Below are 18435 nucleotides of genomic sequence, written 5' to 3'. Positions count from 1 at the left end.
TCAGAATTAAATAAGATTATGAAAACAGAGAATTTCGGATATAAAAAATTATACATCGACGGACAATTAGTTGATTCGGCAAGTGGAGAGCGCGAGGATGTTATTTGTCCTGCCACGGGCGAAGTTATTGCTCAGGTGGCAAAAGCAGGAAAAGAAGATGCTTTAAGGGCTTTAGAATCGTCTCAAAAAGGATTTAATTATTGGAAAAACCTTTCGTTAGATGAACGTACAACATGGATGCTTAAACTACGCGATGCCATATTAGAAAAATCTCACGAACTAAGAACTGCAATGGTTCATGAAATGGGAAAAACTTATGCTGGGTCATTAGAGGATATTGAAAGACTTACAGAGGCTTTAGAGTGGTATCCAAATGCCATGAAGAATTTAAGAGAAGAGCAAATTCCAGATTACGATAATACGCATACCCATAAAATGATTGCGAAGCCTGCAGGGGTAGTCGTTGCGTATTTAGCATGGAATTTCCCGCTTTTAAATGTAGGTTATAAAATTGGACCAGCACTAGCTGCAGGATGTTCTTTAATTATTAAACCTTCTGCACTTTCTCCATTATCAACTTATATGGTTGGCGAAATTTTACATAGCATAAACTTCCCTAAAGGTGTTGTAAATATTTTGGCCGGATCTAGTCGTGATGTGGCAACACCAATGACAACAAGTAAAATCCCAGCGGTATTAACAATGATAGGGTCTACACAAACGGGTCAGAAAGTTATTGCCGATAGTACAACTTCTATCAAAAAATTAGGAATGGAATTGGGAGGTAACGCACCATTTATTGTTTTTGAAGATGCCGATTTTGATACGGCTTTAGATCTTGCAATAGGTTTAAAATTCGGCAATACGGGTCAGATTTGTGTAGCTGCAAACAGGATTTTTGTTCATAAAAACATTTATGATAAATTCTTGAAGGCTTATGTGAAACGTGCTTCAGAAATAAAAATTGGTTTCGGGATTAAAGAAAACGAAGATGTATTTATGGGGCCGTTAGCTTCTAGAAGTGCTAGGGATAGAATGTTGGAGTTAATAGAAGATGCCGTTGGCAAAGGAGCGAAATTAGAATATGGAGGAGAAATTCCTGCAGATTTACCAGAAGGCGGAAACTGGTTTCAACCTACAATCCTGTCTGGCATTACAACAGATATGAAATTGTTTAGAGAAGAGACTTTTGGTCCTGTGGCAGGGGTAATGCCTTTCGATACAGATGATGAAGTTTTAGAATTGGCTAACGATACAGAATTTGGTTTAGCGTCCTATATATTCACAAACAATCATAAACGCATTGAGCGTTTTACAGAAGATCTTGAGTTTGGAGAAATCCAAATTAATGGTGTAAAATACGCGATTTATTTGCCGCATGGAGGTTTTAAAAATAGTGGTATAGGTCACGATTGTTCGCATTTAGCATTAGAGGATTATTTAGTTAAAAAACGTGTTTCAACAGCATTATAAATTATGATTAGAAATCTATTAAAAGACAGTCTTAAAGCGGGAAATACAGTGTTTGGCCCGTTTTGTAAAATGCAAGATCCAGCTATCGTAGAAATTGCTGCTTTTAGCGGTTTCGATTTTGTAATTATAGATATGGAGCATGGTCCATTTAGCATAGAATCTACTCAAAATATGGTTCGTGCGGCAGAAGCTAAAGGTATAACACCAGTAGTTAGGGTAACCGAAAATTCGGAAACTTTAATTTTAAGAGCCTTAGATATTGGAATTAAATGTATTCAAATACCTCAAATCTGTACCAAAGCAGATGCCGATAAAGTTGTAAAAGCCACTAAGTTTTATCCTAAAGGAGAACGCGGTATGTGCCGTTATGTGCGTGCTGCAGAATATACCAATATTAATGGTGCCGATCATTTTGGTAATGCTAATGATCAAGTAACAACCATTATTCATATTGAAGGAATGGAAGGCATTAATAATTTAGAGGAGATTGTTCAAGTTGATGGTATTGATGTCATTTTCTTAGGGCCTTACGACTTATCGCAATCTTGTGGAGTTCCAGGTCAAGTTAACGACCCGAAAGTTGTGAATGCTATGAAAGATGCTGTAAAAACAGCTAAAAAATATGGTAAAGCTGTAGGTACGTTTACAGAATCGCCTGAAAAAGCTAAAATGTGGAAAGATATTGGCGTGCAATATATCTCGTATTCCGTAGATGTTGGCTTAGTCATGAATACCTTTAAGGGCATTACAAAAGAATTACACTGTAAAAACGATGTGTTTTTATAATGTATAAAAAACTATAATAAATCTTTTGCATGAGGAATTATAGGATTATTTATAAGTGAGTGAAAAAGGGAATAACTATAATTTAGCTGTTCTCTTTTTTTTAGTTCTAAATTTAATGGAATAAAAATTTCAAATGATGGTTTCAAAAATAAAATATAAAGGATTTGTTTATCTCTTCGTATTAATGGTTAATTTGTCTTTTTCACAATCCTTAGAAAAGACTGCTAATAATAAAATTTCACAACTAGATCAATTAATTTACACCATTGAAGCTCAAGGAAAAGATGCTTTAAAAGAGCGCATGACAGTGAGAACGGCCGAAGAGTTTTTGAAATATGCCCAATGGGATGAAAGCCATAAGGCTGAAAACGAATCCTATTTCAAGCAATTTTCAATTTATAAAAACAATGCGAAATCTATGGCCGAGGCTCTACCAGATTTTGAAAGAAACGACATTATTAAGATGCTTGATAATGCCATACTATATGCTGAAAAGTTGCGGGATGGTAAAGTAATAAGACAACCAATTCCTAATATAGATTGGACTAAAGTTAAGGTAGAGTCTAATCAAATTACATGTAATAACCGGCCTGTTTTTTTGGCCGATTTTACATGGAAACCAGATTCTAAACAGTTACAAGAGTTTTATGGGGATTTAGATGTGGCGTTTATCTCACCCTCGTTTGTAGATGCTTCTGGAAATGTGGATGAAAATTTTCTTCAAAAATTATATGCCGAATCAAGTAATACACCTGGTTTTGTGTTTATAAATAATAAAAATGTGCCAGAATGGACAAACAAAAAATACGGTGCTACATTTAATCGTATGCAAGGTGCTCCGTTTTTAGAGTATGATATCGATAACCCGGGAGCAAAGGAATTAATGGGGAATCTTATCAAAGGAACTGTTCCTAAAATGGCAGGTAAACAGTATACCAATTTAGGTTATATGTTATGTAACGAGCCACGATGGATTACTTATAAAAATGGTTCTAAAAAAGTGTGGAGCAGTCAAAGTGTAAGCGCATTTACCATTGAAAAGTTTAAAAAATGGTTACAAACAAAGCATCAATCTATAGCGCAATTAAATGCATTGTGGCACACGAATTTTAAAAATTTTGATGCCATTACTGTAGAAATCCCTATGGATATTTCACTTCTGGGCACTCCAAAATGGTACGATTGGAATACCTTTAATGACTATAGAGTAACCCAATGGTTTACTTGGATGAAATCTGAAATAAGAAAATACGATCCCAGTGCAAAGGCGCAATTAAAAATTATGCCTTCATTTTTTACCAATAACGATCCTTGTACAGGTATTGATTTGGAAGCTTTAACAGAATTGAGTGAGATTAACGGTAACGATGTTGCAGCAAATTATAATTATACCCGATCGGGAGAAATTGTATTAGACCAAAAATATGCTTTTGGCTGGAGAGAGCTCTTTATGGGCTATGATTTTTTGAAATCTGTACGTCCTAATCAACTTAATTTTAATTCCGAAAGTCATTTGTTAAGTACCAATCATTCACGCGATTTATATATGGATCCTGCCTATGTGCGAGCTGTACATTGGGCGGCTCATATTTTAGGTTTAAATGCATCGCAAACGTGGTATTGGCCAAGAGATATAGATGGCTCCTTAAGAAAAAAAGTAACTAAAGGTTATGCAGGATCTAACAATCAGCAACCACAGGTTACCAATGAATTGTTTTCAACTATTATGGATTTAAACTCCTATAGTGAAGAGATTGTTAAGATGCAAAATGCGAGAAAACCTATTCGCTTATTTTATTCTAAAACGTCTGCAGCAAATAAAGCCAGCTATATGGATGGTATTTTTGAAGCGTATGAAGCTTTAAATTTTGAAGGGATTCCTTTGGGATTTGCCACCAAGAATATACTTTTAGAGCAGAATTCTAACTTGTGGGATGTGGTTTTGGTGTATAATACAGAACATGTTACTCAAGAAGAATTAAATGCCTTACAGCAGTATTTAGATGAAGGAGGTACAATTATTACAGATGCGATCAGTTTAAAAAGGAATGAATACGGATTGCCTTTAGAACGATTAAAGCAGAGTAAAGGAACCTTATTAATTGTTTCTACTTTAGATCGAACAAAAGCGTCGGTTTTAGCGCAAGTAAAAAACAAAAGTGGTCTGCCCGAAATTTCGGTAACAGAAACAAACGCGAACGGTTATAAAGGATGTATGTGGCGTTACACAACAAACGATGCAGGAAATTATGTTCTGTCTATAATTAACTTGGGTAAAACAGACACCAATATAGCGATAAAGCTTAAAGGGGCAGAACATGAGGTCTACTGTAAGGACCTGTTAAATGGTATAGAAGTGTCCTTGCAGCCTGTGTTAAAACCTTACGAGGTGTATTTTGTTGAATTATCAGAAAAAAAATAATATTGACTATGAATTTTATTAAAAGTATAATAAGCCTTACTGTAATGTTGTATACGGGTTTTGTTTTCGGTCAGAATGAATTACAAGAGCGTATAAATAGGGGTAAACAGATTTATAATGTACAATGTATTGCTTGCCATATGGAAAATGGGGAAGGTTTAACAGGAGCATTTCCGCCTTTAGCCAAGTCGGATTATTTGCTGTCGGATATTCCTAGAGCGGCCCAAAATATTTTAAAAGGCCTAAGTGGTGAAATTAAAGTAAACGGTGTGTCGTATTACGGCAGTATGCCAAGTCATAATTTAAGTACAAAGGAATTAACAGATGTTGTAAATTATATCTCCAACAGTTGGGGGAATGAATTTGGGTTAATAGAAGAAGAAACAATAGCAACGGCTATAAAATAAATAGGTGTACTATGAAAATAAAAACGCAGATCACAATACGTTATCTGCGTTTTTAGTAATTAAACTGTAGTGATTATACCAAACCATGTTCAGATAAAGGCAAACTTCTGTACCGTTTTCCAGTAGCATTAAATATGGCATTTACAAGTGCAGGAGCAATAACAGGAACTCCTGGTTCGCCAACCCCGGTAGGTTTGGCATTATTTTCAATAATTTCAACCTGTGTTTTAGGAGTATCAACCATTCTTAAAATTTGATAGTCATTAAAATTACTTTGTTCAACAACACCATTTTTAGTCGATATTTTGCCATACATGGCTAAAGACAAACCGAAAACAGTAGCCCCTTCCATCTGCGCTACAACCGAATTTTTATTAATAGCAGTCCCGCAGTCAATTACAATACTCACGTTGTGTACTTTTAGCTTGTTATCAATAACCGAAACTTCTATGGCTGTGGCAACATGCGAAAAGAAACTATAATGTACTGCCAATCCTATGCCATGTCCTTTAGGTAATGGTTTGCCATAACCAATGTTTTTTGCAGCTGTTTTAAGTACATGTTTCAGTTTTGCAGTATCGTATTTATATTCGTTTTTAGTGTCTTCAAGTCTGTCGGGACCAATAAGATTTAATCTGAATTCTAAAGGGTCTTTTCCTGTTTCGGCAGCTAATTCATCGGCGAAAACATTTATACAAAATGCATTTGGAATATTTATTACCGAACGTAACCAACCAATTCTAAGGTGTGCATTAGAGGTTCCGCTTTCAATTTGAATATTAGGAATATTATAAGGTACATTTACAGCGCTATCCAGTTCGCCCGCTTGTGGCGTATTGGCACCATGCTGAAAAGTAGATTTTATTGTAGGTAGTGCCAAACGGTGTAACCAACCCGTGACTTGTCCGTTTTTGTCTAAACTAGCTTTTAAATATTGCGACGAAATGGTATGATAATAGGCGTTTTTAATATCGTCTTCACGAGACCAAACTACCTGAACAGGAGCATTAATGGCTTTAGATAAAGCAGTGGCTTCAACAACATAATCGGGTTTAGCCTTTCTTCCAAAACCACCACCTAACAATTGTACGTTTATAGTGACTTTTTCTTCATCTATATTTAAAAAATTAGCAACTTCTTTTCTTGCCGATTGAGGAGCTTGTACAGGAGCCCAAACTTCGCAAGTATCACCTTGAACCCACGCGATCGCATTTGGAACTTCCATAGGAGTGTGCGCCAAATGTGGTAATTTATAAGTGTGTTCAACTATATTGCTTGCTGTACTAAAAGCGGTTTCTGTATTCCCTATAGATTTGTCAACCCGACCTTTTTTATGTACGGTTTCTTCTAGTTGGTTTATAAATAATTCAGTGTTATAATCTTTATTTTCGCCATAATCCCAAGTTACTTTTAACGCATCTCGCCCTTTAAAAGCGGCCCATGTATTTGTAGCGATTACAGCAACACCTCCCAGAGCACCATAGGCGCGTTTTACCCAAGGAATTTCAACAACCTCGAGCACACCTTTTATTTTTAATGCTTCTGTTTTGTCGAAAGTTTTTACTGTTCCAAAAGTAACAGGACAACGTTTTACCGCAGCAAATTTTAAATTAGGCAAGCGTTTATCCAATCCGTAAATCGCACTTCCATTAACAAAATCATGAACGTCTATACTAGGTAATTGCTTTCCAATAAACTTGAAATCTTTAGGTGATTTAAGTGTTACATGTTCAGGAGTATCTATAGTGCTTGCTAAAGGAGCTAATTCGCCATAGCCTAATTTTTTACCCGAAGTATGTGTAATAAAATGGTTTTCGGCGACACATTCAGATTCTGGAACTTGCCATGTTTTTGCTGCAGCAGTAATTAGCATCGCTTTTGCTGTAGCCCCCATTACTCGCATGGTTTGGTAAAGAGTTCTAACACTTCTAGATCCATCGGTGTTCTGGTTACCATATATGGCGTTTCCAGTGGCTTGTTTTACTGAAACACGATTCCAATCGGCTTCCATTTCATCTGCAATTACCGAGGTTAAGGCTGTTCTAATTCCTTGTCCCATTTCCGATCGAGAGGCTACCAATATTAAGCTGCCATCTGGATTTAATTGAATAAATAAATTAGGATTAAAAGACTTGACTTCTGTAACCACCTCTGCAAATTTGGTGAAAGACGAAAGCGATGTTGCTAATATGAATCCGCCAGAAGCTAAGCCTATATTTTTTATAAAACCTCGTCTGCTTATATTTTTTATTCCTGCCATAATTAAGGTTTTGTTTTTTGATCTACAGTTTGATGAATTGCTTTTTTAATACGTTGGTACGTACCACAACGACATAAATTTCTAGACATGGCAGAATTTATATCGTCATCAGTTGGTGATGGATTATTATTTAAAAGTGCCGTGGCTGTAATAAGTTGACCTGGTTGACAAAATCCGCATTGCGGAACATTTAGGTCGGCCCATGATTTTTGTAATAATTGAAGATTTTCAGATTCTCCTTCAATGGTCATTAAAGTTTTACCCTGTACTGCTGAAACGGGCATTAAACACGAATTTACGGCTTGTCCATCCATTAAAACCATACAGGCGCCACAAAGGCCTTTCCCACATCCGTATTTTGTTCCTGTAAAACCTAGAAGGTCTCGTAAGGCCCAAAGTAAGGGCATATCGGGTTCTGCATCTATTTTGTGAGTGGTGCCGTTTATATGTAGCGTTATCATAGTTGTTTGTTTATATAATTGACTTATTCTTTAAATGTAATGTTTCTTGTAATGTGTTGAAAATTAGTTTTCTAATTAATATGCAATTAAAATTAATTTTTGCATGTTAACAGGCAATAATTACCTGTTACTTCTTAAATATTAACATAAACAGCTATTTTAAATGGCATTAATGTAGTTTGAGAGGTTAACATCACGGTCTAAATTCATTTTTTTTCTTAATCGATGTCGTGCAACATGAACGCTTCCTAAGGAAATACCAAGTAAATAGGCCATTTCCTTACCTGTAAAATTTAGTTTAATAAGGGCACATATTTTTAAATCGGCAGCACTTAAGTCGGGTGCTTTGGCTTTTAAACGCTCATAAAAACCTTCGTTTTGTGTTATAAATCGATTGTTAAAGCTATCCCATAAATTTATAGACCGTTTGTCGATTGTTTTTAATAAAGTTCGAGTTGTAGAATCTAAATCCGATTTTTTTATGTGATCACTTAACAATTCAATCACCTTTTCACGTTCTATAAGTTGCAAGGTGTTTACTGTTAATTCTTTGTTTTTGGAGTCGATAACTAATTTTGAATCTGCTTCCTTTTTTTGATGTTTAATATTTTTAATGTGAGACCGGATTATTAAGGCTGCAAGGATAGCTGTAAATAGTAAAACGAAGCATAAAACACGTAAACGTAAAAGTTTTTGGTTTTGCTGGGCTAACTCTAGTTTCTGAGCAATAAGTTGTTTGTTTTTGCTGTTTATTTGCTCGTTATAGTTGTTTTTAATGGTTAAAAAACCAAGATTGTCATCATTTCTAGGGTTTAAATATCTTTGATAGATTTTTTTAGACTCAAATTCGTTCTTATAGGCGTCTTTATACGCTTCTAATTCAGTTAATGTTTCTGCATATCTGCTGTAAATGTAGGCTTTGTAGAATATGTTTTCATTTTTAGAATCTTCAATATTTAAGGCTGTTTTGTAATAATTTCCAGCCAATTTATAATCCTGTAAACTCCTGTAAAGATCGCCAAGTCTGGCATTAAGAATGATTAAAAAACTTTTATTTTCATTAAACGATTTAGCATGCTTCAGGTTGTTTATGCTCTTCTTTAGTAGTGCAATAGCTTTGCTGTATTCTTTTTTTCGTTCGAATATTGAGGCGCGTTTTTCATTTAAAAAATCATAACAAACAGAGTCTTGAATCGATTTTTTTGCGATTTGCTCACACTTTGAAATGCTTTTTAATAACAAATCATCTTGAGCCGTGCGTTGATAATACAGTGCTAAATTATAGCTAGAACTAAACAAATGGGATTGTGGAATTTGCTTGTTTTGATAGGCTATTTGGAAATAGGTGTTTGCTTTTTTGAAATTCTCTCCAGCAGATTCATCTTGTTTAAATAAATAATTTAAAACACCATATTCTTCATGTGCTCGAGCTATTGATAGTGTGTCTTTAAATTCTTCAGCAAGAAATAAAGCATTGCCCGCATATTTAAAAGCTTCGCTAAATTCAAGATGTATTCTGTTAATAGTGCTTAAATCAATTAAACTCGATATTATTTCTAAGGTATCCTGTTTTTGAAGCGCATTTTTATAAATTTTAACAAGAGAGTCGAGTGGTGTTTTGTTCGTTATAGTAGCATTTCTAAATGCTTTAAATTGCTGAGCATGTAAACCACTACTTAAACCGATGTTAAGTGTTATAATGAGAATGCTATATTTTAAAAATGAGTTTAACATGCTTGTTTACAGTGTTTTTTGTGGGTGAGCGTTTTTAGTTATGTTAAGTTATTTTTTTACTGAAATTATACGAAGTTAAGTTTTTGTAATCAAAAAAATCAATTTTTTAGAATTGAGGTTCTAAATTTGAGTATATAGAATTTATTAAAAGAACTCTAAATATGATTAAAAGAATTTACATGCTCATATGTTTAACATCGTGGTTTGTTCATGGGCAAGAGCGACCTAATATTGTATTTATTGCTATTGATGATTTAAGACCAGAATTAGGTTGTTATGGTTCAGAAATAGCTAAAACACCAAATATAGATAAACTTGCAAGGGAAGGTTTGTTATTTAATAATGCCTATTGCCAACAGGCTATTTGTGGCCCTTCTAGAGCAAGTTTGTTAACTGGAATTCGTCCCGAAACCAGTGGTGTTTTTCATAATTATATAAAATTTAGAGCGGTAAATCCCGATGTGGTTACCTTGCCTCAGCATTTTAAAAATTCTGGTTACGAAACGGTTTATACAGGGAAAATCTTTCATCATGGAGATCTTGATGATGAAAAATCATGGAGCCGATTACCAGCTGTTGATAGTTTAACTTCTAAAGGCATTGAAAAGCCTAGTGGGTTTGCTTTAAAAGAAAATATTGAAGCTACAAAACAACAACGCAAGGCAATGATTGCGAAGTATGGAGATGTTGCAAAATTTGGATTGGCAAGTGGCCCAGCTTACGAAAATGCCGATGTACCAGATACCGGTTATTTAGATGGTTATAATACTGCGTTGGCTATTGCTACTTTAAAAGAAATGGCGAAAACAGAAGCACCGTTTTTTTTGGGTTTAGGCTTTAATAAACCACATTTAAATTGGACTTCGCCTAAAAGATATTGGGATTTATATGATGAAAAAGATATTAAGTTGGCTTCACAAATGCAAGGACCAATTGATGGCGCAGAAATGGGGTTAACACCTTCGTTTGAATTACGCGTTAGAAGTGGAATTCCTAAAGAAGGCGATATAAACGATGCTTTATCTCATACATTAAGGCATGCCTACTTAGCTTGTGTGAGTTATGTGGATGCGCAAATAGGTAAATTATTAGATGCTTTGGATGAGGCAGGTTTAAGAGAAAATACCATTATCATTCTTTGGAGCGATCATGGTTATCATTTAGGCGATATGGGCATTTGGGGAAAGGCCACAAATTTTGAAATCGCTACCCGTGTGCCTATGATTATAGCAACACCAAATATGCCCAATGCTACACGAGGGGTAAAAACAGATGCTTTGGTAGAATTAGTTGATATCTACCCAACCTTATGCGATTTGGCGCAAATAAAAGCACCAAGTCATGTAGAAGGATATAGTTTTAAACCCTTATTAACTCAACCTAGCATGCCATGGAAAACGGCTGTTTTTAGTCAGTTTCCAACACCTGCTTTACGCGAATGGGGAGCATACCCATTGCGTCCTGCAATGCGAGAAACGTTTTTCGGTCCGCTTTTAACCGAAGTGGAAACCCGCATAAAAAAACAGCAAAAAGATGCTTGGAGTCGCAATTTATTTGAAAATAATTTAATGGGATATGCCATGCGCACCAAGCAATATCGATTTATAGTTTGGAAAGATAGAGCGCATCCTGAGAAACCCCCTGTTTTCGTGGAGTTGTACGATCATGAAAAAGACCCGATGGAAACCAGAAATTGTGCAGCCAGTCATCCTGAAATCGTAGCACAATTAATACATCAATTTAATAAAGGCTGGCAGGGTCAATTACCGCAATAACTATTTAAAAACACAATTAAAATATAAACGCATGAAACGAAGAGATTTTTTTACAAAAGCTACTCAAGCCACTGTTGCTGTAGGAGCGGTTCCCTTGATTATGAGTGCTTGTGGAAGTTCAAAAGATATGGTTTACGATCGAGATTCGGATAAATGGTATCAATTAGGAACAGGAAAAACAGGGGTACCTTCAAGAAAAAAAACACAAAGCTACGATGTAGCTGTTATTGGAGGTGGTGCAGCCGGTATTTGCGCCGCGGTTTCAGCAGCAAGACAAGGTTCTAAGGTCGTGTTGGTTCAGGATCGGGCTGTTTTAGGAGGCAATGCTTCAAGCGAAATGCGTGTGCATTTAAATGGTGTTAACCGATTAAATAATGGCGAGGCAGAGCGCGAAACAGGAATCATTGAAGAAATGTTGTTATTAAATAGGTTTTATAACGAGCAAGAATCATTTCCTGTTTTAGATCATGTTTTATACGATTTTGTTGTTCGCGAACCTAACATTACCTTAATGCTAAATACACAGGCTATTGAAGCCGTAATGTCGGGAGATAAAATTAAATCGGCCTTATGTTGGCAAGCTACAACCGAAACGTTATACACCATTAACGCGCCTGTTTTTATCGATTGCTCTGGCGATGGTTTACTAGCTGCAACAGCAGGAGCCGAATATAGAACAGGAAGAGAAGCCAGTTCGGAATTTAATGAAAAATATGCGCCAAAAGTTGCCGATGGTTGGCAAATGGGAGCAACTTTATTAATGTCTTCAATAGATATGGGGCGCCCTATGAAGTATACACCACCTTCTTTTGTTATAAAATACGATTTTGAAAAGGCACATCCAGAGCGTAAATTTGCAGGGTTTCAAGATGGTATTTGGTGGGTAGAATTGGGCAGCGACGACGATATTATTGCCGATTTTGAAGTTAATAGCCATCGTTTAATGGGGTATTTACATGGTGTTTGGGATTATATTAAAAATTCAGGTAAATTTCCTGAAGCAGAAAATTTAGCCCTATATTGGGTAGGCTCTTTACCTGCAAGGCGTGAATCGCGTCGATTTATGGGTGATTATATTGTTTCGGAAAAAGATTTAACCGAATATAAACATTATCCAGATGCTGTAGCTTTTGGGGGTTGGCCTATCGATGAGCATATTCCAGGAGGTATGGATAATATTTCGGAGCCTCCCACGCATTTTCATCATCATTTTGATGAGATTTATGAGTTTCCTTTCCGAAGTTTGTATTCCAAAAACATTAGTAATTTAATGTTTGCTGGCCGTAATGTTAGTCAGACGCACATCGCTTTGTCCTCTAGTCGAATTATGGCAACTTGTGCTTTAATGGGGCAGGCCGTGGGTACCGCAGCACATATTTGTGTAACGCAAAAGGTTGCGCCTCGCCAAGTAGGTAAAACCTATATTAATGAGCTGCAAGAACAATTGCTTAGAGACGATTTGTACATACCTAAACGTCCTGCAAACGACCCGAAGGATTTAGCAAAAAAAGCCAGTTTGTTGTTTGCCTCATCAACAGCTTCAGGCGATGTTAAATTGCTAACAAATGGTATTTCAAGGGATATTGATGGTAGTATTAACCACTGGGAGTCTTTAGGCTTGCCTGCCGAAGTCCAATTAGAATGGGAAACTCCTGTAGAGTTATCTGCTGTTGAGCTGAAATGCGATACAAATGTTAAACGTAATATTATGATGCGTAAAGACAGTAGAAATGATGAACTGTATGGTAATGCGGTGCCAAAAGAAATGTTGAAAGCCTTAAGAGTCCAGGGGCGCGAAGACGGTTCGTGGGTAGATTTAGGTGTTATAGAACACAATAAAACTCGTTTAATTAAATTTAAATTTGAAAGTAAGAAGGTGTCTGCTATAAAGATAAAAATGACAGAAACCTACGGGAAAGCAAATGTACGTTTGTTTGAAGTGCGCTGTTACGCTTAAAATATGATTAAATTAATAACATATACAACATGTTTTATATGGTTTAGCTTGATTTTTAAAATTGAAGCTAAGTACCATCAATCAGGTGTTAAACCTATTTTACATACGCTTTCTATAAAGCATAAAGGCGAGGAACTGCCTATGCAGGTGTCTTTATATGAAGTTAAAAATAAACAAGGAATCCCAGATTATTTTTACATGGATGTCGAATCGGTAATTTGTTTGGAGTCGGTTTGTAAAGTGATTCCTGTGCGTTTATTTTGGAATGCGCTTGGTGAATATCAAAAATATGAACTTGCTGAAGATGCTGCACTTGAAAAGTATAAAGATGATTTTTTTGATGCAGATGATTACCTCAAGTTAAACCGAATACTTGCAAATAAACATTCACCTTTTAAAGAGGTTTATTTGGATGAAATTTTAACGGTTGTAGGCGAATTAAATACCGATGAGGTGGATGCCATTTCTGGAGCTACAGCACTAGAACTAAATGAAGAAGATACAGTGCCAGGAGCTGCATTAACATGTTTTACGCTTTGGCATTGGGCACAGGGTGAAATCAATTCTAAAATTAAAACCATAACCGCAACCACGGTTTCAAATAAGGAATTGTTGGCGTTTTTAGAAGATGAAAATAAAGATTATGTGGAGTTAGCTTTAAAAGAAATAGAGCAACGTAATATATATGAACATGTTTTTGTAAATCAAGCTGTTTCACAGGGGTTAGCACATTCAGATTTAATTCCGGAAGCCATTCAGTATTTAGAAACAGCACCTTCAGATATCTATTTTTCTGCTTTAAAGCAATTGTTTGATGCCGGTGGAAACCTTCAAAAAATAGCAGTTCTAAAATCAATTCAAAACACAATATATCAGCCAAACAAAGATTATTTAGATGCATATAGTTTTGCGGTAAATAAGTTAAAATCATTTCAGGAATTTTCAGGTTTTTTTGAGTTAATGGAAGCTCGAAACCCGAAATCGGAAGTCGTTATTCAAAATGTATTTCCACTTTTAAACCGTGATTTTTTAATAGCCAGACGTACTTATTGGTATTTAAAAAGTAAGGCCTTAACTCCAAAACAACAACAAAAAATACAAGCCTTTTATACCGAAAATATGCAACGTTTGTAGTCTGAAAGTTGCTTTTAATTAAGAAATAACCTGCTAAATTATGCGGTTGATAAGGTAAAATTTAATATGTTTTAGATAAAAAAGATAGATTTCTATTTTGCAACAACTTGTAAATTTGTTGTCAATACTTCAGTTAGTTAATTAAACCACATGCAATACTAATTTAATAATGCGAAAACCTGTTAAAACTATTTTTACGATATTTATTTTTGGATGTCTTATTTCAAGTTTTAGTGTACATGCACAACAAAAAGATGGCAAGAATCCAGATTCTAGACCTAATATAATATTAATATTGGCAGACGATTTAGGTTATGCCGATGTAGGTTTTAATGGAGCTAAAGACATTAAAACACCAGAAATGGATAAGCTAGCTGCGGCAGGAACGATTTTTTCTTCGGCTTATGTGGCACACCCATTTTGTGGGCCTAGTAGAGCGGGATTGTTAACAGGAAGATATCCGCACGAGTTTGGCTCGCAATTTAATTTACCAGCAAATAGCGAAACCAAAGTAGGTGAGGGAATTCCTTTAAATGAAACCTTTATTAGTACGGTATTACAGAATTCGGGATACACGACTAGCGCTATTGGAAAATGGCATTTAGGAGCTGTTCCTAATTACCGTCCAAATGAGCGTGGTTTCGATGATTTTTACGGATTTTTAGGTGGCGGACATCATTATTTTCCAGAAGATTACAGAGCGAAATACAATGTGCAAGTTAAAAACGGAAATAAAAATATCTGGGAATATTTAACGCCACTTGAGCACAATAATAAACAAGTAAGAGAAACAGAATATTTAACAGATGCTTTTTCGCGAGAAGCTGTACGTTTTATTAAAGAAGCTTCTAAAAAAGACAAGCCATTCTTTATGTATTTAGCGTATAATGCTCCACACACACCGCTAGAAGCGAAAGCTGAAGATTTAAAACTATTTGAATCTATTAAAGATAAAGACAGACGTACGTATGCAGCTATGGTTTATGCCGTAGATCGGGGTGTTGGTCAATTAGTAAATACCTTAAAGGAAACAAACGAATTGGATAACACCTTAATAATATTTTTAAGCGATAATGGGGGCAGACCTGATAAAGGCGCAAATAATTTCCCTTTAAAAGGTAGAAAAGGTGATACCTACGAAGGTGGTTTTAGAGTGCCTATGTTTTTCTATTGGCCAGGTCATGTGCCTGCTGGAAAAATTGAAGCTGGCCCAGTATCTGCTCTAGATTTCTACCCAACATTCGCTGGTTTAGCTGGAGCTAAAATATCTGCCGATAAAAAGTTAGACGGGAAGGATATTTGGAATGATATAGTGCATGAAAAAAATCCGCATAAAGATGATATGATATTTGCTATGCGTCATCGTTCTGGATATTCCGATGTGGGGGTAAGACATAATCAATGGAAAGCCACAAAGGCTTATAATAATAAATGGATGCTTTTTAATATCGATACGGATATTTCTGAAACAACCGATTTAAGTGAAAGTTTCCCAAAGCAACTTGAAGAAATGGTTTTAGGTGCAGAGGAGTGGAGTAAGAAACATACCGAACCTAGATGGTTCGACCCAGAAGCGTTAAGTAAGGTTTGGAAAGAAAAACATATGTCAGATTTCCCAACCACCTTTCAAATTAATAAATAAGTGTTAGAGTGAATTCTATTATTTAAGGGCATTAACCCTGAGATTAGATTTCTATTAAAGGGAGTAAATTGGTCGTCAACAATATGGGGTTTGGCGACCTTTACTTTTTTGTGTTTTGTCTAAAAAAGGTAATAATTATTAAGATAAGGGTAATTTTATAAAGGAAAGCATGTGAATTTCGTGTTATTTTTCTAAAAATTAATTTAAGGTAGAACCGTTTTTTATAAAATAAGGTTTTTTCATTTTAAAAATATATAGATGAAAAGTTTATTGTAGTAGTATAAAATGTTGGTTATACAGGGGTAAAAAAGGGAAGTACATATGGCATTAACCAAGCCGTAAGGATGGCTTCAATTTCGAAAAAAATGAAGACTTATCAGGATAGATTTTACAGAATAGACATTTTTGTATTAATAATTTCTTTTTTACCAACTACCTAAGCTTATTCAAACAACCACTAACATGAAACTTACCTATAAACAAACAGAACGAAAACCCGAAAACTCATTTTATGTAAGGCAAGATACCATTCCTTGCATCGAACAGAATTGGCATTTTCATAAAGAATTAGAGCTTATTTATTTTATGAAAAGCAAAGGCACGCGATATGTGGGGAATTCTATTGGTGATTTTGGTCCGGGCGAATTATATTTAATAGGAAGTAATGTACCTCATTTATTTAGAAATCATAAGGAATATTATTTAGATTCTTCAGAACATGGCGGCGTTGATTTAATTGTCACCAAATTTGAACCGGAGTTTTTAGGTGCCAATTTTTTAGAACTAGCAGAAGTAAAAAAACTTCAAGCGCTTTTAGAAAAAGCAAATCGCGGTATAAAATTTTCGAAATCTATTTCATATTTAGTCCATAGCCAATTGGTAGGACTTGTAAGTTGTAACGGTTTGGCACGTATTGTAGGACTATTAAATATTTTAGACATCCTTTCGGTTAGTGAAAATCAAGAAATATTGTGTTCAGAAGTTATAAATAGTGCCCTTAATAATAATGAAAAGGAGCGCATGGCACGAGTAATTACTTATATCTCTGAAAATTTTGATAAAAAAATTGATTTAGATGAAGTCGCAGCCATTGCCTATATGACACCTAATTCCTTTTGTCGGTATTTTAAAAAACGTACCAAAAAGTCTTTTACACAATACCTAAATGAAATTAGATTAAGGCATGCTTGTCGATTATTAATCGAGGGAGAAAAGCAAATTGCTACTATTTGTTATCAATCTGGGTTTAATACCATAACTAATTTTAATAGACAATTTAAAAGTCTAATGCAGGTAACTCCCACCGAATATATGGAGCAATATAAAGAGAAGGAAGATTTGATGTCATTATAGGTGTGCGATTTGGTTTCTAACAGATGATTATATTAGTACACCAAGCTGTCTAACTGGAAGAATAATGGTAGCTTTTATTCTAAGCGTATAGAAAATGCAACACATGAAATACAACTTAAATTACTAAACCATGTTAACAAACAAATTGGGATTTTCTTGGGAACAATACTATAGAGCTCCTATTGTAGGTATAGTGAGATCCCTACCTCAAGACATAATTTTTGATATTGTTGCGGCCTATCGAGATGCTGGTTTAACAACCATTGAAATCACGATGAATACTGAAGGGGCTGCAGATATTATAAAAAAATTAAGAAGCAGATTTCCTGAATTAAATGTAGGAGCAGGAACCGTGTGCACGCTATCCGATTTAGAAGTAGCGATACAAGCAGGTGCTCAATTTATTGTAACACCAATTTTAAACGAAGAGGTTGTAAAAATTGCGGTGACACAACATATACCTATTTTTCCAGGTTGCTATACACCAACAGAAATATATAAAGCCTGGTCTTTAGGCGCTTCGGCAGTAAAAGTGTTTCCTGCAACACAATTGGGCGTGCAATATATTAAAGATGTTCTAGCACCTTTAAACCAAATTAAATTATTGCCAACTGGTGGTGTCTCTAAAGAAAATATAAGATCCTTTTTTGAAGCAGGGGCTATTGGTGTTGGTATGGGGAGCTCTCTGTTAAATAAAACTTTGGTAAATAATAAAGACTACGAAGGTTTAAAAAACTATTTTATTAGTATTAAAGAAGAGATTTTCGAATTTTTACCTTAAACAGGGTTTATAGAAAAGTTTTTCCTTAAAAATTGTGTTTTCTAAGGTTGTTTTAAGCTAGCATGTTTTAATAATGGTAAAATTCAGTTAAAAAACATTGATTAAATAAGAATACTAGTTTCGAAATATACATATTAATAAATCTAGATGATCATAGATTCTTAAGTAGACTATAGGATACCACCTTTTTTTTAAAGGTGGTTTTTTAGTTTTTTAATTAAATTTTTGTGGATTTATTAGTTTTTTGTTA

At 35.1% G+C, this 18435-nt stretch carries 13 protein-coding genes; 10 read left to right on the top strand and 3 right to left on the bottom strand.

All coding sequences use genetic code 11. The features are described from left to right. Positions 1-18: 18 nt before the first annotated feature. The 4 genes from A9D35_RS03315 to A9D35_RS03300 all read left to right on the top strand — a co-directional run bounded on the left by A9D35_RS03315 (position 19) and on the right by A9D35_RS03300 (position 5088). The gene (locus A9D35_RS03315) at positions 19-1473 is read left to right on the top strand and encodes an NAD-dependent succinate-semialdehyde dehydrogenase (protein WP_066219001.1); all 1455 of its coding nucleotides are present in this window, start codon (positions 19-21) and stop codon (positions 1471-1473) included. Positions 1474-1476: 3 nt separating this feature from the next. Further along, a complete protein-coding gene (locus A9D35_RS03310; protein WP_066218997.1) occupies positions 1477-2259 on the top strand; it encodes an HpcH/HpaI aldolase family protein in 783 nt (260 codons plus the stop codon). A gap of 133 nt (positions 2260-2392) precedes the next feature. After that, the gene (locus tag A9D35_RS03305; protein WP_141675460.1) at positions 2393-4681 is read left to right on the top strand and encodes a beta-galactosidase; all 2289 of its coding nucleotides are present in this window, start codon (positions 2393-2395) and stop codon (positions 4679-4681) included. An 8-nt stretch (positions 4682-4689) separates the two neighbouring features. Beyond that, complete coding sequence (locus A9D35_RS03300; RefSeq protein WP_066218991.1) at positions 4690-5088, top strand: c-type cytochrome; 399 nt, start codon at positions 4690-4692, stop codon at positions 5086-5088. Between the two features lie 73 nt (positions 5089-5161). Here A9D35_RS03300 and A9D35_RS03295 read toward each other — a convergent pair whose 3' ends face one another. The 3 genes from A9D35_RS03295 to A9D35_RS03285 all read right to left on the bottom strand — a co-directional run bounded on the left by A9D35_RS03295 (position 5162) and on the right by A9D35_RS03285 (position 9543). Then, entirely contained in the window at positions 5162-7348 is a 2187-nt protein-coding gene (locus A9D35_RS03295; RefSeq protein ID WP_066218988.1) for a xanthine dehydrogenase family protein molybdopterin-binding subunit, read from the bottom strand. Between the two features lie 2 nt (positions 7349-7350). Then, on the bottom strand, positions 7351-7809 hold the full coding sequence (locus A9D35_RS03290; protein WP_066218985.1) for a (2Fe-2S)-binding protein: 459 nt from the start codon (positions 7807-7809) through the stop codon (positions 7351-7353). A gap of 159 nt (positions 7810-7968) precedes the next feature. Further along, positions 7969-9543 carry a helix-turn-helix transcriptional regulator gene (locus A9D35_RS03285; RefSeq protein ID WP_066218983.1) on the bottom strand — a complete coding sequence of 525 codons (1575 nt, stop codon included), beginning with the start codon at positions 9541-9543 and terminating at the stop codon, positions 7969-7971. Between the two features lie 161 nt (positions 9544-9704). Between A9D35_RS03285 and A9D35_RS03280 the strand changes: the two genes are divergently transcribed. The 6 genes from A9D35_RS03280 (at position 9705) to A9D35_RS03255 (ending at position 18185) form a co-directional block, all read left to right on the top strand. Beyond that, entirely contained in the window at positions 9705-11318 is a 1614-nt protein-coding gene (locus A9D35_RS03280) for a sulfatase (protein WP_066218981.1), read from the top strand. Positions 11319-11349: 31 nt separating this feature from the next. Beyond that, positions 11350-13275 carry an FAD-dependent oxidoreductase gene (locus A9D35_RS03275; protein WP_066218978.1) on the top strand — a complete coding sequence of 642 codons (1926 nt, stop codon included), beginning with the start codon at positions 11350-11352 and terminating at the stop codon, positions 13273-13275. Between the two features lie 3 nt (positions 13276-13278). Beyond that, a complete protein-coding gene (locus A9D35_RS03270; protein WP_066218975.1) occupies positions 13279-14409 on the top strand; it encodes a hypothetical protein in 1131 nt (376 codons plus the stop codon). 169 nt (positions 14410-14578) lie between these two features. After that, the gene (locus tag A9D35_RS03265; RefSeq protein WP_066218972.1) at positions 14579-16051 is read left to right on the top strand and encodes a sulfatase-like hydrolase/transferase; all 1473 of its coding nucleotides are present in this window, start codon (positions 14579-14581) and stop codon (positions 16049-16051) included. Positions 16052-16513: 462 nt separating this feature from the next. Then, entirely contained in the window at positions 16514-17404 is an 891-nt protein-coding gene (locus A9D35_RS03260; RefSeq protein WP_066218969.1) for an AraC family transcriptional regulator, read from the top strand. Between the two features lie 130 nt (positions 17405-17534). After that, positions 17535-18185, top strand: coding sequence for a bifunctional 4-hydroxy-2-oxoglutarate aldolase/2-dehydro-3-deoxy-phosphogluconate aldolase (locus A9D35_RS03255; RefSeq protein ID WP_066218965.1), 651 nt, complete (start codon positions 17535-17537; stop codon positions 18183-18185). Positions 18186-18435: the final 250 nt, after the last annotated feature.

It is taken from the genome of Formosa haliotis (genome assembly GCF_001685485.1).
In the GTDB taxonomy this organism is placed as follows: domain Bacteria; phylum Bacteroidota; class Bacteroidia; order Flavobacteriales; family Flavobacteriaceae; genus Formosa; species Formosa haliotis.
This window is presented reverse-complemented; position numbering and strand designations above follow the sequence as displayed.